This window comes from Nocardioides sp. PD653-B2 (assembly GCF_002117935.1).
Classification (GTDB): Bacteria; Actinomycetota; Actinomycetes; order Propionibacteriales; family Nocardioidaceae; genus Nocardioides.
This window is the reverse complement of the sequence record NZ_BDJE01000016.1, coordinates 17204-40083: the sequence shown is the minus strand read 5'-3', so window position 1 is coordinate 40083 and position 22880 is coordinate 17204. Positions and strand designations below refer to the sequence as shown.

Sequence of the window (22880 nt, the reverse complement as noted above, 5' to 3'; positions counted from 1 at the left end):
GGATGGCCTCGTCCCGGCTGGTCCGCGTGCGGGTCCTCCAAGTCGCCTATGACGACGCGGAGGACCCGGACGTGCGGCTGGAGCGTGTCAGCGCCCTGGTGCGAGCGCAACGCGGCGCCGATCTCGTGGTGCTGCCCGAGCTGTGGGCGCACGGTGCGTTCTCACCTGAGAGCTGGGCGCGTGACGCCGTCCGCCTGGACGGCGACCTGGTGCTGTCGCTGGGTGAGCTGGCGGCGGAGTTGGACTGCGTGCTGCACGCCGGCTCCGTGATCGAGCGGGTCGCCGAGGGTCAGCCACCCGGACCTTCGGGCCGCGGACTGTGGAACACCTCGCTCGTCTTCGGCCGCGACGGCAGGCTGACCACGGCGTACCGCAAGATCCACCGGTTCGGGTTCGGAGAGGGCGAGCCGCAGCTCCTCGAGGCGGGCGACACGCCGACGACCATGGAGCTGTCGCAGGGCACGGCTGGTCTCGCGACCTGCTACGACCTCCGCTTCCCGGAGCTGTTCCGCACCCTGGTCGACCTGGGTGCCGAGATCTTCGTGGTGCCGGCCGCGTGGCCGGCTGCCCGGCGCGACCACTGGGAGCTGCTGGGCCGGGCCCGGGCGCTGGAAAATCAGGCGTACGTGGTCCAGGCGAACACCGCAGGACGGCACGGCGGCGTCGACATGGGTGGGCACAGTCAGGTGGTCGACCCAACGGGTCGGGTGATCGCCCAGGCCGGCGATGGCGAAGAGGTGCTGAGCGTCGACATCGATCTCACGCGGGTCGAGGAATTTCGTGATGCCTTCCCGGTCCTGCCTGACCGACGGCTGTGAAGCCGCCTCGTGGGCCATCGCCGCAGGGGCAGTAGCTGACCGACGTCGACCCGGCCGGCTACTCCAGAAGACCCCGACGGGCTGCCACTGCAACGGCGGAAGCCCGCTCCGAGACGCCGAGCTTGTCGTAGATGTGCTGCAGGTGGGTTCTGACGGTCGTGACTCCGAGGAACAGGTGCTCCGCGATCTCCGGAGCGGACCGACCTTGGGCGATCAAGGTGAGCACCTCGCGTTCGCGCGCGGTGAGGGTTCCCGAGGAGACGGCGCGCCTGCGCAGAGCGCGCGCAGAATCCGTCAGCCCCGGCCTCACTGACTCGGGGAAGATGATCTCGCCGCCGAGCACAGCCATCGCCGCGTCGTACACGGTCTGGGGAGAGGCCAACTTGGTGAGGTAGGCCTTCGCACCCGCATCGAAGGCCCGGTACATCGTGTCGGTGTCTTCGTATGCCGAGACGATCACGACGAGGGTGGGTGACGCCTGGGACGTGACAGCCTCAGCTATCGCGATCCCGTCGAGCGACGGCAGCCGCAGGTCGACCAGGGCGATGTCTGGCTCGAGGTCCCGCACCAGATCCAGTGCCTCGAGTCCGTCGCCCGCTTGTCCGAGCACCTGGATGTCGGGCTTCGCGGCAAGTGCGTGTGCCAGGCCCTCCCGGTACACCGGATGGTCGTCCGCGATGACAACGGTTACCACTTGACCACCTGGGCGGGCCCCGGGCGGTGACGTGACCATTCGTATCTCCATTCCCCGGCGCGAGGCCCCATCCTATGACGGCTCAGTTCGCCGCCCGCACCGAGGCGTCGTGCAACGCTCAACGGTCGGTGCCACGGCGCGCAGCCAGCCGCGTGCGCCGTCTACCGAGCAGGGCGGCCCGTTCATGCTCGGCCGGATTAGGATGCTCGGCGATGACGTGACCGGGCTGGGACTCGAGCGGGCAGGGAGGAGACTCGGTGACCGAGATGGCGGCCTGGGCGTTCGACCACCTGCCGATTTCGGCCCTGGTCGTGGATGAACAGGCCAACGGAGGCCCTCGGGTCGTCCAGGTGAACCGCGCGTTGGCCAGGCGGATGGGTGTCGAGAAGGGTGATGTCGTCGGCAGCCTTCTGCAGCAGGTTCTGCCGGGGACCGACTTCGCCACCTTGGCGCGCGAGGCTGGGGCGGCACGCGCCTTCGAGGGCACTCTGGCGCTGCGGGCGGGTGGCTCCCAGGAAGTCTCTCTGATCGGATCACCCATGGTTCATCCCGGGGGAAGCGGCTGCCTGGTGGTCCTCGTGGATGACCTCAGCAGCCGGTCCGACGCGGAGCGAGCCCTGCGGGAGAGCGCGAAACGGCTCGAGGACATCGTCGACAACGTCAACGCCTTGATCTACCTCAAAGCAGCCGACGGAACGTACCTCTGGCTCAATCGTGCCTACGAGAACATGCTGCAGATCCCACGCGAGACGGTCTTGGGGAACGACGACTTCTCGCTGTGGCCGCACGACATCGCGGCCGTGTACTCCGCGAACGACCGTGTCGTCGTGGAGGCGGGCCGCCCGATGGAGTTCGAGGAGCCGATCCCCAGCGCCGAGACCGGGACAGGGATGTGGCTCACGCTCAAGTTCCCCCTGTACGACGAGGACGGCACCCCGTACGCCGTCGGCGGCATCTCGACCGACATCAGCGACCGCAACCGGACTGAGGCGCTCGTCCGCAGGGCGATGGAGGAGGCCGAGCGAGCGAACCAGGCCAAGAGCGAGTTCTTGTCACGCATGAGCCACGAGCTCCGCACCCCGCTGAACTCCATCATCGGCTTCGCGCAGCTGGTCCGGACGGCGGACCTCAGTGTCGAGGACGCCGACAGTGTCCAGCACGTCCTACGCGCCAGCCGGCATCTGCTCGCCCTGATCAACGAGGTTCTCGAGATCTCCAGGATCGAGTCCGGAGTCGAGGCGACGTCAGTCGAGACGGTGCCAGCCTGCGATCCGTTGATCGAGGCGATGGAGCTGGTGGGGCCCCTCGCTGCCGAACGGGGAATCGAGCTGGCGCGGGACCTGCATGGCGCGGTTCACCGATTCGTATGGGCCGATCACCAAAGGCTCACGCAGGTGCTGCTGAACGTGCTGACGAACGCCGTCAAGTACAACGTCGACAACGGCACGATCACCGTCACCGCCGACGTCCTGGAAGATCGGCTGCGATATCGAATCATGGACACAGGGTTCGGAATAGCCCCTCGTAACGTCGAGCGAGTCTTCACGCCTTTCGACCGGTTGGGGATCAGCGCCGGGGACATCGAGGGCACCGGCCTGGGACTCGCCCTCTCGCGGAGCATGATCGAGGCGATGGGCGGCGCCATCGGCGTGGAACGCACCGTGCCAGGTCGGGGCAGCGTGTTCTACGTGGACGTCCGGATCTCCAGCGCGGACAGCGTGAGTGACCGAATTGTTTCGCCGGCTGTCGAGCCACCGGTTGAGGAGCGGCTGGACCTGCACACCCTCACCATCGTGTACATCGAGGACAACCTCGCCAATCTCGAGCTCGTGAAGCGCATCCTCGAGCAGCATGGCGATCCCACCCTCATACCGGCCATGCAGGGAGGGCTCGGAGTCGAGTTCGCCACCTTGTACCAGCCAGACCTGGTCCTGTTGGACCTTCACCTTCCGGACATGGATGGCGACGAGGTGCTCCGCCGGCTGCAGGCTGATGAGCGCACCCGAGACATCCCCGTGCTCATCTTGTCCGCAGACGCGACCCCGTCCCAGGTCGATCGGCTGCGCGCCGCCGGAGCCACGGACTACGTCACCAAACCGCTCGACATCCGTTCCTTCCTGAGGTCTGTCCGGGCAGCAGTCGGACCGGGTCCGAACTGAACGTGCGCTCTCAGCGCCCCAGCTGATCGGCAGACCCGGAACCGGGCCTGCCCTGCCGCCCCTGCCAGTGGCTGGATCCCCTGGGTGGTGGGTATCCCGGGGTGTGGAGCGACCAGGACGTCGTCACCACAAAGGTGAGTGACGGGCCGAGCGGCGACCGAATCCTTCGATTGCAGGATGGCGGGGGCCCCCAGACCACCGTAATTTCTACGGTGCCGCCGGTGACGGGCCCCGGACCTGTTTCGCTCGCGGCGCGCCGACTTTTCCAGCGCCTGGTGAAACCGGCCGGATCTCCACCGCCCCGTGGGGCGGCCGAGCCGTGCAGAAATTGCCGTTGTGCCGGGCACGAATTCATGGACGACGATTGAAAGGGGAATGGCAGGCGGACCGGCAACGGCACCGTATGCCCGTGACTACCAATGATCTTTATGGTCGTGAAACTCAAGGTCAAGCCGGAGCACGCAGACGGTTTCATGGATCTCGTCGGCGATTACACCAGGGCCACCCGCGCCGAGGAGGGGAATCTGTGGTTCGAATGGTCACGAAGCGTCGAGGACCCGAACGAGTTCGTCCTGGTCGAGGCGTACAGAGACGGCACCTACGAGGCCCACGCGACCAGTGGCCACTTCGCGACCGGACTCGAGGCCATGCAGTCCGTGCTGGCCTCGACGCCGAAGATCATCAGCCGCCAGGTCGAGGGTGACGATTGGGACGAGGCGGGTGCGCTGCAGACCGATTGAGCAACGTGTCCGATCCGGACGCCTGAGTGGCGGTTCTGGCGACGAGCCGTGCTGACGAGAATCAGGGCCCGGTGACCGCGAGCGTGCCGGGTTCGGTGCTTTCCCGCCAGTAGGCGCCATCAGGTCCGCCCGATCGCGGGGCCATGTTCTGTCGCCCGGGCCCCGCGGCGTTCTGCCGCACAGATCGTATGCCGTGCAGTGCCCAGATCGACTGGTCGACCTGCACCACTCGGATCGAATCCTCATCAAATGACCTACCCGCCCGACACGGAAGACTGGTGCATTCAGCCAGGCTTTCCATTCCTAGCATCGGAGACAACAATGAAGCTTGGCGTTTTCCTCCCGAACGGCCAGAACGGCTACCTTCTGTCGAATGCCGCCCCTCAGTTCGAGCCGTCATTCCAGTACATGTTGGATATCACCCAGGAGGCGGAGAGGCTGGGGCTCGACTTCATCCTTTCGATGATCAAGTACCGCGGGTTCGGCGGGTCGACCGGCTATTGGGACGGCTGCCTCGACTCCATCAACCTGGCGTCCGGCCTGGCGGCCAAGACCAGCGAGATCGAGCTGTATGCCACCGTGCCGGTTCTCGGTATCCACCCGGTCGTCGCGGCCCGTCAGATCGCCACCTTCAACGACATCTCCAACGGCCGGGCCGGCGTGAACCTCGTCACCGGCTGGAACCGGCCTGAGTACGACCCCATGGGTCTGTGGCCGGGCGACGACTACTACCACCGCCGCTACGACTATGCCGCCGAGTACGTCGAGATCATGCGCGCCCTGTGGCGCGACGGCCGCGCCACCTACCAGGGCGAGTTCTTCCAGCTCGACGACGCTACCATGTTCCCCACGCCGGGCCGCGAGATTCCGATCGTCACGGCAGGGCAGTCCCCACGTGGCCAGGAGTACACGGCCAAGTACTCGGACTACAACTTCGTCTTCGCCGACCGCGAGCTGCTCCCGCAGATCACGCGGCCCGTCCAGGAGCTGGCCAAGAAGGCCGGACGCAAGGTCGGGACGCTGCCGCTGTACCAGATCATCGCGGATGAGACCGATGAGAAGGCCAAGGCCCGAGTCGACGAACTCGTCGAGAACGCCGACCACGAAGCGATCATGAACGTCATGGGCAGTGCGGCCATGGACCCGCAGACCGGTGGTACGAGCAAGCACTTCCTGGACGGCCTCACTGCGAACCCGGAGGTCGGGAATGCGACCTTCATGAGCTTCCCCGTCCTGCACGGCTCTTACGAGACCGTGGCGGAGAAGATCGTCTCGGTCGACCGCGACTTCAAGATTCCGGGCATGCTGATGACCTTCGTCGACTGGGTGCCCGACCTGCAGGTCTTCGGTGAGAAGGTCCTGCCTCTGGTCCGGGAGAAGACCGACCGCCTTCAGTCCGCGTAACGGAGGGCCATTCGGCTGGTGGGACAGCCACGCGCGGGTCAGCAGGACGTGGAAGCCGCTGACGTCGCCGATCCCCGCAGGCGTCCCCCGAAGCCGCCGATCCCTCTCTCCACTCCCTACCTTCCAGGCGGCCTGAGGGCCGCGACCCTCGGGCCGCCTGGAAGAGCCACCACTCCTGGCTGGAAGTCCGGCTTGTCGTCGGCTCCGCCGCCAAGACGTGGCTCGTCCCTGCCGCACCGGAAGGAACGGCCGGGGCTTGTCGTCACTCGCTCACCACGACGGAAAAGGAGTCACCATGCCTGCGAAGATCCTGTTGACCGGCGCGGCCGGACTCGTCGGGCGGGCCGTCGCGCGCCAGCTTCGACGTGATGGGCTGGACTATGTGGCGATCGACCAGACCGCCGCTGTGATCGACGGGCACGACGTCATCGAGTGTGATGTGCGGGACGTGCATCGGCTGCACGATCTCGCCGTCCGTCACCGGTTCGATGCGATCGCCCACTGCGCCGGCTACTCCGGACCGATGCTGGGACAGAGCAACCCGGCCGCCGTCATTGCCGTCAATGTGGGCGGAACCGCGAACCTGCTCGAGGTCGCGCGGGTTCATTCGATCGAGCGCTTCGTCTTCTGCTCCTCGGTCAGTGCGGTGGGTCCCACGTCAGCGGCCATCACCGAAGAGGTGGTTCTGTGTCCCACGACCGTCTACGGCGCGACGAAGGCGGCCTGTGAGCAGCTCATCGCGGCCTACCAACAGACGAGCGGGATCACCGCAGTGAGTCTGCGTCTGGCCGCAGTGTGGGGCCCGGAACGGACCACCGTGTGCGCGCTCGGCGCCACGATCAAAGACGCCGTCGAGGGGCGGGAGACGGTGTTCGAGAGTGGAGGCGGCTTCCCCACCCAATACCTTCACGTCGAGGACGCCGCCCAGGCGGTCCTTCTGGCCCTGAAGGTGGCGGACCCTCGTCAGGGGGTTTACAACGTCAATGGCGGTGAGTACCTGACCTTCGCTGCTGTGGCGGACGAGGTCCGGTCCGTGTTGCCACAGGCGCGCGTGACGGTGGGTCCGGGGGGTGACCCGCTCTACGAGTGGCAGGAGCAGTTCGACATCTCCGCGGCCCGTCGCGATCTCGGTTTCGAACCCCAGATCTCGCTCAGGGAAGGCATCGAAGCCTTCGCAGACGCTGTCGCAAGAGGGGGCGACCCCGACGTCGCATCCCTCGGTCGCCCATCGTGATCGATCGGGGCGATGGCCGACTCGGGCCGACCCGTTCACCCATCTTCCCGGCGTGCGAACGCCCTGACGGAAAGAACTCACCGTGACAGCCCTGAAGCTCGTCTCCCTCTCCGCCAGCCCTCACGAACCGTCCAAGACGACGGCGCTGCTCGATGCCATCGTTGCCCAGCTGGCCGAGCGACTCGACGTGGCGGAGCGGCGCGTCCTCATGACGGAGATCGGGCCGGAGCTGGGGCGGTCACTGTCCAGGGATGGCGTCGGTGAGAAGGCCGCCGACGCGCTCGATGCTGTCGAGAGCGCCGACCTGCTCGTCGTGACCACTCCCACCTACCGGGCGACATACACGGGACTCTTCAAGCACTTCTTCGACTTCGTGCACCAGGACGCGCTCGTGGGCACTCCGGTGTTCCTGTCGGCAATCGGCGGCAACGTGTCTCATTCGCTGAGCATCGATCACCAGCTGCGGCCGCTGTTCTCGTTCTTTCGAGCCATCTCCCTACCGGTGGGGGTCTTTGCGCAGAACGCCGACTTCGACGGTTACACGGCCCGGGCCGACCTTCTGAGCACGATCCGCGTCGCCGTTGATCACGCACTTCCCATTCTCGGCGCCACGAGGGTACAGGTCTCGCCTTGATCACGCGCACCAGCAGCTCAGTCGTCGTCTCGTCAGCGGAAGACGGCGTCGCGACCCAGGGGGATCGGGGGGGCCATAGGGCCCAGCGCGCGCGCGCCGACCACCGGCTCGAACCCATGCGGCTGGGAAGCAGCGACACTTGCGAAAGGGAACCCGGCATGTCTGCAACAAGGGAACGGACGGGAGTAGCTGCGACAGCCGCGAACGCGCCCAAGGTGAGTGCCGTCAGCGACGCAGCGTTCGCGCGGCAGGCCTTCGCCCAGTTCCCTTCCGGCGTCTCGGTACTGGCCGTCGACAACGGGGGCGAACGGCACGCGATGGTGGCTTCGTCGTTCATGGTCGGCGTTTCGCTCGAGCCTTGCTTGGTCGCCGTGGCCATCCAGAGGGACTCCGAGACCTGGCCATCCATTCGCCGGGCCGACACCATCGGCGTGTCCATCTTCGCCAGTGGGCAAGGGGAGCTCACGCGCCAGCTGGCTGGTCGCGACCGCGCCAAGCGGTTCGACCAGGTGGCCGTCGAGGTCGACGAATCCGGTGCCCTCTACATCGAGGATGCAGCCATGTGGCTGGAGACCAGCATCTACCAGGAGACCGAGGCCGGGGACCACTGGATGGTCCTACTCCAGGTCTCACGTCTCGGAGTCGATGTGGACACCGACCCCCTGATCTGGCACGGCGCACGGTTCCGGGAGCTGGCGCGCGACGCGTCGATCGACGTCCGCTGACTCCGCAGGTCCAGGTCCTGTCAGCCCGACCGATGCATACCCCCGCTGACCTGCGGAAACGCGGTCAGCGGGGGTATGTTCCGTTCGGGCCGGACTGGCTCTTGCTATCAAACTGCTCACGGGGATCTCCAGAGCTGCCGGCGGGTCGCTCCTCGACTGGCGAGATCGGGCGCGTGAGCGGCGTCGCGCATGACGACGCTGGTGGCGGCCACGTGCGCATGGACCTTCGCCACCAGGCGACTGCCTCAGACTGGGCGGCCACGCCTCGCTGGCGAAGTGTCCACGGCTCGGCCAGGGCGGCGCTGCGGGCTGGCTCGGGGAGCCGGTCGGCGGCGAGGATGATGCGGGGGAGTGCTCGTGTCGTGTTCCTGCGGCAGCGCCTGAGCCTCCCGCAGCGGAGTGACTTCCGGAAACCGGGTCCGAGTTTGTGCCGAACGTGTCAGGGGCAGCCTGCGCACTGAAGGCGGACCTGATCGAGGCGGGCACCAAGCAGTTCGACACCCACGCCATCCCGGTCGTCAACCAGGAAAGGTGGGCCGTGAGCCGAGTGCCAGTCGCGAGACGTCGCCCCGCGGCGCTGGCGTCGGTCCTCCTCCTCGTCACCCTGACCACGGCGTGCGGATCGGATGACGGCGATGGCCCGACGGGCGAGCCGACGACTGCGGACGGCCTGACCACCCCGGGCACCCGCTTCCACGTCGGTGACTCGGCGACCGTCCCCCGCAGCGACGGCACCGGCACGATCGAGCTGACCGTGACCGGCATCGTCGAGGGGACGTCGCAGGACCTGGCGGGCGTCGGACTGGCCGATGCCGCCGAGAGGACGCCCTACTACGTCACCTACGAGATGACGGTCGTCTCGGGCGATGCCTACGGCATGGACATGCGCCACTACCTCAGCGCCTGGTCGGGCGTCGAGCAGGTCGGAGAGCTCGTGTCGTTCACGTGCTTCCCTCCGTGCCAGGAGGTGAACTTCCCCGTCGACGTCGCGGCGGGCGAGTCGGTCTCCTCGTGCCGGACCTACGTCACGGAGAACGGTGCAGCCCCGGTCGACCGCGTGCAGTTCGACAACGACGACACCTACGAAGGTGGGGACGGCACCGCCGTCGACTGGACCGACTGACGGCGCACCTCCCCGCCGACCGGTTCCGCCAGGCCGAGGCCTACGGCGAGGGGGGTGCTCTTCGGGCCGCGCAGGCTCGGCGGGCAGCCACCGAGCGCCGAGCGTCGTCCGGACTGCGCGCCTCTGCTGCTTCGGACCCCGCAGATCCCTTCGCGTGAAGGCATTCTGGCGCGGGGGGCAATCCCCTGCACGCGCGGCGATGACTCGGCATCGCCGGGAGGGAGAAATGCGAAGTGAGTGGAGAGAGCGCCATGCTCGGCGTCAGGGTTCTCGGCCGGTCTCTCCTCAGTTACCTGGTACTGCAGCTGGCCTGCGGTGCGCTCTTCTTCGGCGGACCTTCAGAGACGGTCCGGGCGGTCGGGTTGGTGGCCGTCCCGGTGATCGCGGGCGCCGCCGTGACGGTGGGGGCACTCCGGCACAGGTTGGTGCGCGCGCCGGCCTGGCTCGCACTGGCCGCCGGGAGCGTGCTGTCCGCTGCCGGGTAGGGCTGGATGAGCTTGGCTCCGTTGTGGATCGATGGTGTCGATCCCTCCGGGGTCGGTGGCAAGGCCGTCTTCGTGCTGGCCTACCTGGTGTCGGCGGTGGGGCTCGTGACCCTGGTCGGGTGCCGGCGGCGTGGCGACCGGGTGGCGGTCCTGGACGCCGGGATGCTCGCCGTCGGCCTGGGGTTGCTGGTCTGTGTGTTGGTGGAGCCGTCCGTGTCGGCGGCCGGAGTGTCCGGCGAGGTGCGCGCCGCCTTGCTGACGTACCTGATCATCGACGTGCTGCTGATCGCGGTCGCCGCCCGAGTCCTGTTCGCCGGGCTGAGGAGCCCACGCATCTGGCTGCTCGCTTTCTGGGTGGTGGCGCAGGCGGTGGGCGACACCGTGTTCGCGGTGCAGGTGCTGCACGGCTCGTTCAGGTTCGAGGGTCCGCTGTTCGTCCTCTGGCTGGCCGGCTACGCCGCGGTGGGCGCTGCAGCCCTGTTGCCGGGCCGTGAGGTCCGGCAGGGGTCCGGGCGTTGGCACCGCGCAGTCGGGCCGGTGGCCGTCGCCGCGGCCGTGGTGCCGCTGCCCGTGCTGCTGCTGGTTCACGCCGCCCAGGGGGTCGCCCATCACGTGCTCCTCATCGCCACCGGCTCGGTGGTGATCACGGTCCTCGCGCTCGTCCGCGGGCTCGTCGCGGGGGGTTCATCGTCCGCGGCGCCCCGGGCCGCGGTGCGGTGGTCGGCCGCCCGGTTCACGGCCGGCTTCCTGGTGCTGGCACTGCTGCCACTGGGCGGGCTGGCGTACGTGGCGGTGCAACAGTCCGAGGCCGCGATGCGCACCGAGGTACGCGACCGGATGGAGGTGACCGCCTCGGTCAGCGCCCAGTACGTCGGGGAGCAGTTGAACAGCCTGAGGACCCTGGTCTCCTCGTACGCCGACCGTCCCTCCCTGGTGGCAGCGCTGCAGAGACCCGGCGGCCCCGATGTCGGTGCGGTGGAGCTCCACGTGCGGTCGCTGTACGCGGCGCATCCTGACCTCAGCGCTGCCTGGGTGCTCGACTCGAAGGGCGACATACTCGCCATCTCTCCCGCCGCGACGTCGGTGATGAGCAGCAACTTCGCCTACCGGGACTACTTCCGCGGCGCTCTCGACGGGGACGGGGCGTACATCTCCGAGGCGTACACCAGGGCAGCACCCCCGTACGAGCGGGTGATCGGCGTCAGCGCCGCGGTCCACGACGCGAAGGGCCGGGTGGTCGGCGTCGTGGCCATCGGCTACCGGCTGGGCGCCTTCAGGACGTTCTCCACACGCCTCGCCGACGTGCAAGGGTGCGCCTGACCATCACCGACCAGCTGGGGCACCTGCTCGCCGGAGTGGGCAGCGAGGCCGCCGGCCTGCCCGTCGCCGAGGACCGGCGAGTGACCGCCGCACTGGCCGGCCGTTCCGGAACCGTGGAGGGAGCAGGCGAGGACGGACCTTCGGTGTCCACCTTCCGGCCGGTCGACGGCTCGGGGTGGGCGGTGGTCGCGGAGATCTCCGACGACGTCGCCTTGGCGGGTCAACGGCGCCAGAGCGCTCGGGTCGTCGCAGTCGCGGTGCTGCTCGGGCAGATGCTGCTCGTCGGGATGGTCCTGGCCGTGCGCGCTCACAACCGGCGACGCGAGGCGGAGGCGGTCCTCTCGGAGCGGGAGGAGCACCTGCGCGACGTCCTCGAGGCGGCAGGTGACGCCTTCGTCTCGGTGGACCCCGACGGCCGGATCAGCGCATGGAACGGCGCGGCGACCACTGTCTTCGGCCACGACCGCGAGGCCGCCCTCGGTGCTGATCTGGCCGACCTGGTCATCCCGCCTGAGGCGCGGCCGGCGCAGCACGGCCACCGCGACCTCATCGGCGTGGTCGTGGACGGACGGGAGCCCCAGCCGGGGCAACGAGTCGAGGTCGAGGCCATGCACGCGGACGGCCACCGCTTCCCAGCCGAGGTCACGCTGTGGCAGAGCAGCACCTCAGGCGCCCCCTCGTTGAACGCCTTCGTCAGGGATGTCAGCGAGCGCACGCGCCAGCAGAAGGAGGTGGCGGACGCACGGGACGCCGCGCTCGAGGCATCACGGCTGAAGTCCGAGTTCGTGGCGAACATGAGCCACGAGGTCCGAACCCCCATGAACGGCGTGCTCGGTATGACGTCGCTCCTGCGGTCCACCTCGCTGGACTCGGTGCAGCGGGACTACGCGGACACCATCGCGAGCTCGGCCGAGGCGCTGCTCACGGTCATCGACGACATCTTGAACTTCTCGAAGATCGAGGCGGGCCGGCTCGAGATCGAAGCGGTGGACTTCGAGATGCGCCGGCTCGTGGAAGAGGTGTCGGCCCTCATGGCGCCGGCCGCCCATGGCCGGGAGACCGAGCTCGTCGTCCTCATCGACCCAGGCGTCCCCGCCGCCGTGCACGCCGACCCGCACCGGCTGCGGCAGGTGCTGACCAACCTCGTCGGCAACGCGGTGAAGTACACCGAGCGTGGCGAGGTGGTTGTCTCGGTGGAGCCGGGGCAGCTCGATCCTTCGCACGTGCGCATCGCGGTTCGCGACACGGGGATCGGCATCAGCCCCGACCAGCAGGGCCGGCTGTTCGAGGCCTTCCAGCAGGCCGACGCCTCCACCACCCGCCGCTACGGGGGAACCGGTCTCGGCCTGACGATCAGCCGCCAGCTCGTGGAGCTGATGGGGGGCTCCCTGCAGGTGCACAGCGAGCTCGGGCGCGGGTCCACCTTCTTCTTCGAGCTACCCCTGCCTGCCGCGACGTCCCTGCCGGCCGCGAAACCGATCCCCTCCGACCTCGCCGGCACCCGCGTCCTCGTGGTCGACGACAACGCGACCAACCGCAAGGTGCTGGAGCAGCTGCTCACCTCCTGGTCGCTGCAGCCCACCTGCGCGGCCGACGCCCGAGGGGCGCTCGTCGACATGCACGAGGCAGCCCGGAACGGCCAGCCCTACGGCCTGGTGCTGCTCGACATGCACATGCCCGGCATGAACGGGCTCGAGCTGGCCGCCGAGGTGCGCGCCGACGCCGTCCTCGCCACCACCCCACTGGTCATGCTCACCTCGAGCTCGGAGGGGTCCGAGCGCACCACAGCCATGTCGGCCGGAGTCGACGCCTACCTCGTCAAGCCGGTCCGCGAGGTGCCCCTCTACGAGTGCCTGCTCGATCTCTTGACCGGGTGTGAGCGGGAGACATCCGATACCGGGCTGCGGTCGCCCGGTGGCGTGCTCGGCCGCGTGCTCGTCGTCGAGGACAACCTCGTGAACCAGAAGGTCGCGATCGGCATGCTCACCTCGCTCGGCTACACGGCGGACATCGCCGATGACGGTCATCAGGCGGTCGTCATGGCCGCCCACGGCGGCTACGAGGTGGTCCTGATGGACTGCCAGATGCCACGGATGGACGGGTTCGCCGCCACCCAGCAGATCCGCGCATCCGGCTCCGCAGCCGACGTCCCCATCATCGCCCTGACCGCCTCGGCGCTGGAGACCGACCGGGAGCGGTGCCGGGCCGCAGGCATGGACGACTTCCTGTCCAAGCCGCTGCACCCGGACGCGCTGGCGGCGATGCTGACCCGGTGGGTGGGGTCCGCCGCGGGGAAGGCGGACGCGACCGAAGCCGCCGGGGCTCAGCTCGATGGCGACGAGGAGGTGCTCGACCCCGACCTCCTGGCGCAGCTCGTCCAGCTCGGGCCGCAGCTCCTCGGCAAGGTCGTCGCGACGTTCGTCGAGACGGCTGCCGCCCAGATCGACGAACTCGAGGCCGCGGTCCTGGCCGGCTACGTGGACGAGGTGGCGCGGATCACCCACTCCCTGAAGGGAAGCAGCGCCACCCTGGCGGCGCGCCGACTCTCACGGCTGGCAGCTGAAGCCGAGGAGGCCGCTATGGAGGGCCGACCCGTCCCGATGGCACTGGTGAGCGACATCCGACGCGAGTACGCCCGCGCCGTCAAGGACCTGACCACCGCGGTAGGACGTCACCGTGCAGACGGAGCTGGAGCCCCTTGAGCGAGGCGATCTCGGTTGCCGACGACGAGGCCGACCTGCGCGCGCTCGGCCGTAGACGGTCCGCCGTCGCGCGCCGCATCGACCGTGCGTTCACCGACGGAGCGTTCACCGTTGACCTCCACCAGCTGCGGATCCTTCGCAGTTGCGCCGCGCCTCGGTCCGGCAGGTGTCGGTGCCGATGCGCCCGTCGGCCCGGTCCGTGCCCGAGCCGCCGATCAGGAGGTCGTCCTGCTGGCCGCCACGCATGATGTCGTCGCCGGGACCGCCGTGCATCGTCGATGCCGGGCCCTGGTCGTCGTCGCAGATCGTCGCCGGGCCGCGTCGTGCCTACAGCGCGGAGGCCGGCATCTGCGTCCGTTCATTGCGCTCGGGCAACATTTCAACGCGCAGAAGCGCCTCGAGAACTCCATGAAGACCAGAGAACTCGGCGGCATCGTGGAGGTGCGGGTCAACCCGACTGCGAGAACGTCCATGTCGAGGAACCGAGCTGACCGCCGACTTCCTGATGAAGGTCCACGAGGAGATGGCCGCGTAACGCGAGCGGCGAGAGACGGAGAGCCCACTACCTATGGGCCTTGGGCGGTGAACTGGAGCGTCCGCGGCGGCGATTGTGGTCGGGCTTGCCGAGCAGCCGCCGCGTGAGACGACCTCCTCCGTAAATGCTGCGTAACGAATGAATGTCTTCATTCAGAATGCTTTCCATCTGAATCTGACGATGCTACGTTGAGGTCGTGGCTGACGAACTTCTGGCGCAGGAGGGCAACCTGGAGGACCGCGTCCGTCATGCTCAACTCACGCCGGCACAACGTCAGATCGCGCGGATGCTGCTGGACCAGCCTGACCGGTTCATGTTCTTGTCCGCTGCCGAGATGGCGGCCCAGGCTGACGTCAGCCAGCCTTCGGTGAGTCGGCTCGCTAAGGCGCTGGGATACGACAGTTACGCGAGCATGCTCGACGATGTTCGTGAGCGCGGGCGTCTGGCGCGGGAGGACGAGGGAGGAGTCGCGCGAAACCGTCACCAGCGCGAGATCGACGACGAGATCGAGCTCCTCAAGAATCTGCGCCGGCGGCTGGCTGATGGTCGTTCGCTCCAGGACGCGGCCCAAGTCATCAGTTCCGCCGAGCAGGTCGTGGTGCTTGGCCTGAGGATTTCGAGCCCGCTGGCTCAGACGTTCGCCTACAGGTTGGGCCGGATGAGGTCGAACGTCCACCTCATCACCACGGATGGCTCCCAAACGTACGACGACCTGGCGATGGGGGCGCGGGCGCGCTCGCCGGCGATGGTGGTCTTCGCAATGCCTCGCTACCCGCAGAGCATCGTGACGATCATTGACTTCGCGCGGCGCCAGGGTTACCAGGTTGTGCTGATCACCGACACAGATGCAAGCCCGCTCGTCGCGGCTGCTGACGTGGTTCTCATCGCGGAGATCAACTGGGGCCTGACGTTCGGCACCCATACCTCCGCGAACGTGCTGCTCGCCATGTTGGCAGAAGAAGTTGCACACCTGCGTCAAGAGGATGTCAGGCAGCGGCTCGACCGACTCGACGGAGTTGCATCGGAAATCGGCCACTACCTCTCTCACTGATAGTCCACGCAGCGTCGCAATCCACACATGCGGTGCTGGGTTTTCCGAGCGCGCGTCCGGCCTCGCCCGCGGCCGGCGCTGACCCACGCGTCCCACCAAGCAACTGCCACATCCACAGAAAGGCAACTGATGAGTTCGACAGACCTGGCGCCAAGAAACGTCGATTTCGACGGCGGAAGCGAGCAGGACCAGCAGGAACTGCTTGCGCAGTTTCAACAGTTCTGGATTGCCAACGACGCTTTGGACATCCCGGCGCTGAAGGAGCTTTGGCGCGACCGGGATGACTATGTCTACTTCAACTCAAACGGTCACACCTACACCGGCTTCCAGGACTGGCTCGGGATCTGGCGCTACTACGGCCCGCGGTTCAAGGCAATCAGCCAGGTCCAGCTCGGCAACGTGAAGGTCATGATCCGGGGTGACATGGCCGTGCTCACCGACGACCAGATCAAGATCCACCGGGGCTCCGCCGGTGACGAGGAGGAGATCCTCGGACGAAAGCTCACGGGTCGACCCGTCATGCGGGCAACCATGGTCTACACGCGTGAGAACGACGGCTGGAAGGTTGTCCACGCCCACTTCTCCCCGAACGAGCCTGGCGAGCGCCCCTGGGCGCCGGAGGACTGAGCCCACCACGCCCGATCGCGTGGTCGCCAGCGTCTCGGGGCGCCTGCTTCACCCAGCACCACTTCAGCGTCGCCACCCACAAGGACGAGTAACGGAAGAAGAGAGAGCCCATGCGTTCCAAGACACTGGCCGCGACCTTAGGACTCACATTGAGCCTCAGCGTCCTGGCTGCCTGCGGTGATGACGGCGAGTCCAGCGACAGCGTGGACACGATCGTCATCGGGGGTACCTATCCGCTCACCGGCGCCCTCGCCGACGATGGTCAAGAGATGGTGAACGCCATCCTTCAGGCCGTGGACGACGTCAATGCGGGCGGCGGCATCGAGTCGCTCGGCGGCGCGAAGGTCAAGTTCGAGTATCGCGACAGCACTGGTGCGCCTGAGCAGGCCGCACGCAATGTCGAGATGCTCATCGATGGGGGAGCCGTCGGCATCATCGGTGCGTGGCTCAGCTCGAATACGCTGGCCACCACTCAGGTTGCCGAGCGGGCCGGTATCCCGCACATTGTTGATCAGTCTCAGGCCCCTGAGCTGATTGAGCGCGGGTACAAGAACACCTTCCGCGTGATGTTCGACCCGCCACGGGTGGCCAAGGCTGCCAACGACTTCGTCGAGCTGGTCAATGAAGAGGTCGGAGGCAACGGCAAGGCCGTCCACCTTTTCGAGGACTCCGCGTTCGGCTCTGCACAGAACGAGTACTTCGAGGCCGAGGCCGACAAGCGCGGCATCCTCGACGTCCAAGGCATCTCCTACGCATCCTCCACTACCGATCTCAGCGCGGAGGTGGCGCAGGCCATCTCGTCTGGTGCGGACCTGCTGCTGTCGACGGGCTACGGCCCCGACAGCAGCCTGTTGCTGAGGACGCTGAAGGAGCAGGGGGCCAGCTTCAAGGCCGTGATCGGAGTGGACAGCGCGGGCTGGTACAGCAACCGGTTCGCAGCAGATTCGGGCGACCTGGCCGAGAACGTCTTCGACGCGGGCAGCTACCCGGTGGACTTCGGCTCCGAGGACTACCAGGCCTTTGCCGAGAAGTACGAGGCCGAGTACGGCGATGAACCCTCTGGTGGCGGGGTCATGAGTTACGTGTCTGCACGCGTCCTCCTCGAGGCGATCGAGGACGCGGGTTCGGCCGATCCGGGCGACATCCGTGAGGCGCTCGCCTCGGGCACGTTCGACGGTTACCTCCTGACCGAGCAGGAGATCACCTTCGACGATGTGGGCCAGAACGAAGGCATTGAGCCGATCACGTACCAGTTCCAGAACGGGCGCCGCGAAGTGGTGTTCCCCGAGGAGTGGGCGACCTCGAAACCTGTCTGGCCCTGATCGGACGTTGACACTGCTGGCCCAGCACGGGCCCGCCAGGCAAGAGAGGAGGAGCGTATGGATGACCGTCTTGTCCTTCAGTCCGTGATCGGTGGACTGTTCAACGGGACGCTGTACGGCGTGGCCGCAATCGGCCTCGCGCTGGTCTTTGGCGTAGCCAAGATCGTCAACTTGGCGCACGGCGCGTTCATTCTCGTCGGGATGTACCTCGTGTACGCCCTGAACAGGGCGACCGGTTGGGATCCCCTGCTCCTCGTCGTGCCGACGATCGTGGGCGGGCTCGTGCTCGGGTACGTGGTTCAGTGGCTCTTGATATCGCGCCTCATGGGGCGCGGGGACGGACCCCTGCTGGTGACGCTGGGCGTCTGGATCGCCATCGAGTCGCTGTGCTCGATGATCTTCGGGTCGCAGCCGCAGAACGTCACGTCTGCGCTGTCGACCAGGACCTTCTCGATCGGGGCAGCCAACTTCTACTGGAGCCGGCTCGCGGTGCTCGGGCTCGCGGTCGCCTTCACGCTTGCTCTGGCCTTCGTCCTCCAACGGACCGATTTGGGGCGTGGCATCCGAGCGGTCGCCCAGGACCCGCTGGCAGCGCAGCTCATGGGGTTGAACGTCGCGCGGTTGCTTGCAGCCACCATGGCGCTGGGCGCGGGCGCCGCGTTCTTCGCGGGCGGCTTGTCGGCAAGCGTCGTCCCGGTGGCCCCTGGCGTTGCCACGAACCTCCTGCTCATGAGTTTCGTGGCCGCGGTCCTCGGGGGCTTGGGCAACATCGGCGGCGCTTTCGCGGCTGGCACCGTGATCGGCGTCATCGAGGGCGTCGGTTCGCTCTTCCTGCCCGGGACGATGAAGGTCTTTGTCGTCTTCGTGGTCTTCATCGTCTGTTTGCTGGTGCGGCCCGAGGGCCTGAGGAGGAGAGCATGAGCACCGTGGCTCCGGCCCCGGTTAGGGCGACCGGGAGTCCATCGCCTCGACGACCCATGAGGCGGTACCTGCTCTTCGGTCTCTGGGTCGCTCTAGCCCTCCTCGCTCTAGTGCCCTTGGCTGGCGACCGGCAGACGGTGAGCCTCTGGACGACCGCTCTGATCTTCGCCGGCGTCTCGAGCGGCTGGGCCATCGCTGGCGGGCTCAGCGGGCTCATCCCGCTCGGGCACGCGGCGTTCTTCGGGGTGGGGGCGTACAGTTCGGCCCTCGTCTTCGCCAAGTACGACTGGAACCCGTGGTTGGGCATCGGACTCGGTGTGGTCATGTCAGCGGCACTGGCCTGGCTGATGACGGCGCTCGCCGTCCGCTTCAAGGTCAAGGGCGCCTACTTCGGGCTGTACACCCTCGCCTGGGGCGAGATGCTCAGGATCATCGCGTCCAACTGGGACTACGTCGGGAAGACCAACGGCGTGCTGATCCCTTTCAAACCCGAGGCAGGGGTCGCTCAGATGCAGTTCTCCGATCCTCGCGGGTTCTACGTGGTCGCCCTGGCCTACGGCGCGTTCTCGATGGCCGTATTCGCACTGGTCAAGTGGAGCCCCCTCGGGTGGCGACTGTCGGCTATCCGAGGGGACGAGGCAACCGCGTCGGCCAGTGGCATCAACGTCTCGCGGTCGTTGAGTGCCTGCATGGCCATCAGCGGCGGCGTGACCTCGATCGGCGGCGGGTTGTATGCGCACTACATCCAGTTCATCGACCCGGAGCTGGGGTTCAACGTCAGCGTGTCGATCGACATCGCTGTGCGGGCGATCCTCGGGGGCGAGACCCTCGTGCTGGGGCCGTTCCTGGGCTCGGCGGCCATGACCAACGTCTCCGAGTTCGCCCATGACCACCTCGGCGATCTGCCGCAGATGAGCCTGCTGATCGTTGGTGTCGCGATCATCGCCCTGGCGCACTGGTTCCCCCGTGGCATCGCGGGGGTCGGCCTTCAGCTCGGCCGACTCGTTCTCCGTCGCAGAGGGAGCAACCGATGACCAGAGCCACCACCCATGCAGCGGGCGAGGTCGTCTTGGAAGCACGTGGGCTGAGCGTCCATTTCGGCGGGCTGCGTGCTCTCTCCGACCTGGACCTCGAAGTCCGACACGGCGAGGTCCTCGGTGTTGTGGGTCCCAACGGCGCCGGCAAGAGCACGCTCTTCAACGCGCTCGCCGGTGCGCTTCGCCCGACCACCGGCCGCATTCTCCTCCACGGAGTGGAGGTCACGGGCAAGCGCGCAGACCAGAGGGCGAGGCTCGGGATCTCGCGCACCTTCCAGACCGTCCGCCCCTTCGTGGACGAGACCTTGGTCCGCAACGTCGCAGTGGCGGCACTGGCGACCGGGACGGGTCGCGCCGCTGCGATCGAGGAGGCGCACCACCTGCTGGAGCAGGTCGGCCTCCACGACAAGGCTGAGCAGCTTGCCTCATCTCTGGGACACGGCGAACGCAAGCGGCTGGAGCTCGCGCGCGCGTTCGCTCTACGCCCCTCGGTGCTGATGCTGGACGAAGTGATGGCAGGTCTGAACCCCACGGAGGTGACCGAGGTCGTCGAGCTGGTCCGCGATCTGTGTCGACAGACCGACATCGACCTCCTGATCATCGAGCACCTGTTGTCGGCGGTCCGCTCCCTGGCTCAGCGAGTGATCGTGCTGGATGCCGGGGTGGTTCTCGCCGAGGGTGCACCTGCCGAGGTGTTCGAGGACCCTCGCGTCGTCGAGGCCTACCTGGGAGCAAAATATGCCGCTTCTTGAGATCGAGTCCCTGGGCGTCAGCTACGGCGGTGTGGTCGCGGTGCGTGACATCAGCTTCCATGTGGATCGTGGCGAGACCGTCTGCCTCCTCGGTGCCAACGGAGCCGGCAAGTCCAGCACTCTGATGGGCATCTCCGGTGTCGTCGCGGGCCGTTCGGGAAGTGTGCGCTTCGACGGCCAGGAGATCGGCCGGTCCGCGAGTCACCACATCGCGCGGGCGGGCCTGGTGCAGGTGCCCGAAGGACGACGGGTCTTCCCAGCGATGACGGTGCTGGAGAACCTGCTCCTCGGCGGGATACACGCCCACGCGGACGAGCGTCGCGGCCGGGTGGATCGTTGCTACGACTTGTTCCCCCGATTGGCGGAACGCAAAGAGCAGGCGGCGGGGTCGCTCTCTGGTGGCGAGCAGCAGATGCTGGCCATCGGTCGGGCACTGATGGCTGACCCCCAACTGGTGATGATGGACGAGCCGTCACTCGGCCTCGCTCCGTCATTGGTCGAGGCGACCTTCTCGACGATCACGAGAATTCGCGACGAAGGTCTTGGCGTGCTGCTCGTCGAGCAAAACGCGGGTGAGGCGCTCGAGGTGAGTGATCGGGCCTACGTCATGGAGACCGGCGAAATCGTGCTTTCCGGAACGGCCGAAGAGGTCCGTAAGGACCCTCAGGTCAAGAGCGCCTATCTAGGACTGTGATGTCGACTAACGAGAGCGGAGACGACGTGATCAAGTGGGGCGTAGGGCTCGGCAAGGTGTTGTCCGCGTCGGCTGTCCCCATCATGGCTGCTCGAGCTGAGCAGCTCGGGTACGACGAAGCATGGGTCTCCAACGAGCGGTTCCACCGCGATATGTTCGTGTCTCTGGGTGCCGCCGCCGTGGCCACGCACACCATCCGACTGGGCACGTTCGTGGCCGACCCCTTCATGATCCGTCCGCCGGTGACCGCCGCCGCGGTGGCCTCTGTGGACGAGCTGTCCGGGGGTCGCGCCATGTTCGGTATCGGTGCCGGCGGCTCTGGCTTCGCCCAGGTTGCCATGCACCCGGTGAAGCCGGTGCGAGCGATGGAGACCGCGCTAACGGCGTTCCGAGCGCTGCTGGCGGGCGAGAGGGTTACTTGCGAAGACGCCAACTTTGAGCTGCGTGAGGCCGTCCTGGAGATGGCACCCCGCCCCGACATTCCGCTCACACTGGCATCGCAGAGTCCCAAGATGCTCGAACTCGGGGGCCGCATCGCGGACTCGGTCATGATCTCCACCTTCGCTGACCGATCGCTGTTCGAGCTGGCGGTGAGCTGGGCTGCGAAAGGTGCCGAACAGGCGGACCGCCAGCTCGAGATCGGTACCGACGTCGTCGCCCGCATCGATGTCGCGATCGACGAGGACCTCGACCGTGCCCGCGATGCCCTGAGACCGCTCGTGGGGCAACTCCTGGTGCTGCTCTACCCTAACTGGTTCTTCCTCGAGCACCTCGGAGTGACGGTCGCAGATGAGGTACGCGAGTTCGCTCAGCGCCGCGATTACGCCGGAATGCGGGACAACCTCGCACTGGTCCCGGACCGTCTCGTCGACGGATTCGGTTGGGTCGGCCCGCCCGAACGGGTAGCCGACCGGGTCCAGGAGCTGACCGACCTCGGCGTACGCCGGATCGTCATCCTGCCGCACTCGCTCACCGGTGACCCCGAGCCCACGATCGCTGCTTTCAAGCAGGTCGTCGCGCCGCGCGTGGAGCGTGCGACGTGACCTACTCAGTCGCAGTGGTTGATCTCGAGCGACAGGAGATGGCGCTAGGGAGCGTGTCGCACTCCTGCGCAGCGTTCACAAAGGTCTTCGCGTCGGCTGCCGTCTCGCACCGTACGGCGTTGGTGGCCTCACAGGCGTTCTCCAGTAAGGCGCTTGGCCAGGCCTGCGCGGACCTGGCCTCGACCGGTGAGCCCGGGACGACCCTTGAGGCCGCGTGCCGTGCGGAGTCCTGGGCGCCGTATCGCCAGCTTCTCGCAGTGACCAACGAGGGAATGCTCTTCGCTCACACGGGGGCAGCGTGTGTGCGCTGGGCAGGGCACGCGGTGGACGAAGCGACGAGCGTGGTGGCCGCCGGCAACATGCTTGAAGGCCCCGAGGTACTGGCCGCGGTGATGCGAGCCGCAGGCTCGACCGCGCAATCGGCCGACGAGAGGGTTCTGGCCGGGCTGGCCGCGGGCGGGGCGGCTGGCGGGGACTTCCGTGGCGACCGCTCTGCAGGGCTCTGCGTCGTCGGCGCGAGCGGTTCCTACGACGTCCGTGTGGACGACCACGACCAACCGCACGAGGAGCTGCTGAGGCTGAGCTCGCTCGAGCGCGGCCGCTCAGCGCTGGCACGATGCTATGCCTGGATAGCCGAAGGCCGGCCCGCCGTGGAGGTGGACCCGGTCCTCGACAGCCTCGCCCAGGGCGCCGCCGACGATCCGGAGCTGGCCGCCTGGCAGCTGGCGGTTCGTCTCCTGAGCGGTCGTGCTGGCGACCAGGGCGCCCACGAGGGCACCGTCGAAAGCAAAGACGGTGAGGTCGCGGCGTTCGCGCGGTTGTTGGTCGAACGCTTGGCACCGGAAGGAGTGGCCCAATGA

At 67.5% G+C, this 22880-nt stretch carries 22 protein-coding genes; 20 read left to right on the top strand and 2 right to left on the bottom strand.

Annotated elements, in window-relative coordinates; all coding sequences use genetic code 11:
- Positions 1-2: 2 nt before the first annotated feature.
- Complete coding sequence (locus PD653B2_RS07265; RefSeq protein ID WP_085871674.1) at positions 3-818, top strand: carbon-nitrogen family hydrolase; 816 nt, start codon at positions 3-5, stop codon at positions 816-818.
- 58 nt (positions 819-876) lie between these two features.
- Here PD653B2_RS07265 and PD653B2_RS07260 read toward each other — a convergent pair whose 3' ends face one another.
- Complete coding sequence (locus PD653B2_RS07260; RefSeq protein ID WP_165763374.1) at positions 877-1512, bottom strand: response regulator; 636 nt, start codon at positions 1510-1512, stop codon at positions 877-879.
- A gap of 266 nt (positions 1513-1778) precedes the next feature.
- On the opposite strand from PD653B2_RS07260, the gene PD653B2_RS07255 reads away from it, so the two are divergent.
- The 10 genes from PD653B2_RS07255 to PD653B2_RS07210 all read left to right on the top strand — a co-directional run bounded on the left by PD653B2_RS07255 (position 1779) and on the right by PD653B2_RS07210 (position 14038).
- Positions 1779-3671, top strand: a complete 1893-nt coding sequence (locus tag PD653B2_RS07255) for a hybrid sensor histidine kinase/response regulator (protein WP_242665190.1) — start codon at positions 1779-1781, stop codon at positions 3669-3671.
- A 419-nt stretch (positions 3672-4090) separates the two neighbouring features.
- Positions 4091-4411: a putative quinol monooxygenase gene (locus PD653B2_RS07250; RefSeq protein ID WP_085871671.1), complete on the top strand. Its 321-nt coding sequence runs from the start codon at positions 4091-4093 to the stop codon at positions 4409-4411.
- 249 nt (positions 4412-4660) lie between these two features.
- Positions 4661-5815: an LLM class flavin-dependent oxidoreductase gene (locus tag PD653B2_RS07245; RefSeq protein ID WP_207559412.1), complete on the top strand. Its 1155-nt coding sequence runs from the start codon at positions 4661-4663 to the stop codon at positions 5813-5815.
- Between the two features lie 295 nt (positions 5816-6110).
- Positions 6111-7049, top strand: coding sequence for an NAD-dependent epimerase/dehydratase family protein (locus tag PD653B2_RS07240; RefSeq protein WP_085871669.1), 939 nt, complete (start codon positions 6111-6113; stop codon positions 7047-7049).
- A gap of 82 nt (positions 7050-7131) precedes the next feature.
- On the top strand, positions 7132-7683 hold the full coding sequence (locus tag PD653B2_RS07235) for an NAD(P)H-dependent oxidoreductase (RefSeq protein ID WP_085871668.1): 552 nt from the start codon (positions 7132-7134) through the stop codon (positions 7681-7683).
- A 215-nt stretch (positions 7684-7898) separates the two neighbouring features.
- Positions 7899-8408, top strand: coding sequence for a flavin reductase family protein (locus PD653B2_RS07230; RefSeq protein WP_207559411.1), 510 nt, complete (start codon positions 7899-7901; stop codon positions 8406-8408).
- A gap of 436 nt (positions 8409-8844) precedes the next feature.
- Positions 8845-9531 (top strand): hypothetical protein, encoded by a 687-nt coding sequence (locus PD653B2_RS07225; RefSeq protein WP_133059014.1) that lies wholly within the window; start codon positions 8845-8847, stop codon positions 9529-9531.
- A 233-nt stretch (positions 9532-9764) separates the two neighbouring features.
- Positions 9765-10016: a hypothetical protein gene (locus PD653B2_RS07220; protein ID WP_133059013.1), complete on the top strand. Its 252-nt coding sequence runs from the start codon at positions 9765-9767 to the stop codon at positions 10014-10016.
- A 6-nt stretch (positions 10017-10022) separates the two neighbouring features.
- Positions 10023-11336 carry a cache domain-containing protein gene (locus PD653B2_RS07215; RefSeq protein ID WP_123061221.1) on the top strand — a complete coding sequence of 438 codons (1314 nt, stop codon included), beginning with the start codon at positions 10023-10025 and terminating at the stop codon, positions 11334-11336.
- Positions 11327-14038, top strand: coding sequence for a hybrid sensor histidine kinase/response regulator (locus tag PD653B2_RS07210; protein ID WP_085871664.1), 2712 nt, complete (start codon positions 11327-11329; stop codon positions 14036-14038). Before PD653B2_RS07215 ends, PD653B2_RS07210 begins: the two co-directional genes overlap by 10 nt.
- Before the next feature lie 105 nt (positions 14039-14143).
- Here PD653B2_RS07210 and PD653B2_RS24830 read toward each other — a convergent pair whose 3' ends face one another.
- Entirely contained in the window at positions 14144-14311 is a 168-nt protein-coding gene (locus tag PD653B2_RS24830; RefSeq protein WP_165763373.1) for a hypothetical protein, read from the bottom strand.
- A gap of 458 nt (positions 14312-14769) precedes the next feature.
- On the opposite strand from PD653B2_RS24830, the gene PD653B2_RS07205 reads away from it, so the two are divergent.
- The 9 genes from PD653B2_RS07205 to PD653B2_RS07165 all read left to right on the top strand — a co-directional run bounded on the left by PD653B2_RS07205 (position 14770) and on the right by PD653B2_RS07165 (position 22880).
- On the top strand, positions 14770-15624 hold the full coding sequence (locus PD653B2_RS07205) for a MurR/RpiR family transcriptional regulator (RefSeq protein WP_085871663.1): 855 nt from the start codon (positions 14770-14772) through the stop codon (positions 15622-15624).
- Between the two features lie 129 nt (positions 15625-15753).
- Positions 15754-16251: a YybH family protein gene (locus tag PD653B2_RS07200; protein ID WP_165763372.1), complete on the top strand. Its 498-nt coding sequence runs from the start codon at positions 15754-15756 to the stop codon at positions 16249-16251.
- A 110-nt stretch (positions 16252-16361) separates the two neighbouring features.
- On the top strand, positions 16362-17573 hold the full coding sequence (locus tag PD653B2_RS07195) for an ABC transporter substrate-binding protein (protein ID WP_085871661.1): 1212 nt from the start codon (positions 16362-16364) through the stop codon (positions 17571-17573).
- Positions 17574-17630: 57 nt separating this feature from the next.
- Entirely contained in the window at positions 17631-18494 is an 864-nt protein-coding gene (locus PD653B2_RS07190; RefSeq protein ID WP_085871660.1) for a branched-chain amino acid ABC transporter permease, read from the top strand.
- A gap of 5 nt (positions 18495-18499) precedes the next feature.
- Entirely contained in the window at positions 18500-19528 is a 1029-nt protein-coding gene (locus tag PD653B2_RS07185) for a branched-chain amino acid ABC transporter permease (protein WP_165763371.1), read from the top strand.
- On the top strand, positions 19525-20283 hold the full coding sequence (locus PD653B2_RS07180; protein WP_085871658.1) for an ABC transporter ATP-binding protein: 759 nt from the start codon (positions 19525-19527) through the stop codon (positions 20281-20283). The genes PD653B2_RS07185 and PD653B2_RS07180 overlap by 4 nt, the downstream gene beginning before the upstream one ends.
- Positions 20270-20977, top strand: a complete 708-nt coding sequence (locus PD653B2_RS07175) for an ABC transporter ATP-binding protein (RefSeq protein WP_085871657.1) — start codon at positions 20270-20272, stop codon at positions 20975-20977. The genes PD653B2_RS07180 and PD653B2_RS07175 overlap by 14 nt, the downstream gene beginning before the upstream one ends.
- A complete protein-coding gene (locus PD653B2_RS07170) occupies positions 20977-22020 on the top strand; it encodes an LLM class flavin-dependent oxidoreductase (protein ID WP_133059012.1) in 1044 nt (347 codons plus the stop codon). The genes PD653B2_RS07175 and PD653B2_RS07170 overlap by 1 nt, the downstream gene beginning before the upstream one ends.
- Positions 22017-22880 carry a DUF1028 domain-containing protein gene (locus PD653B2_RS07165; protein ID WP_085871655.1) on the top strand — a complete coding sequence of 288 codons (864 nt, stop codon included), beginning with the start codon at positions 22017-22019 and terminating at the stop codon, positions 22878-22880. The genes PD653B2_RS07170 and PD653B2_RS07165 overlap by 4 nt, the downstream gene beginning before the upstream one ends.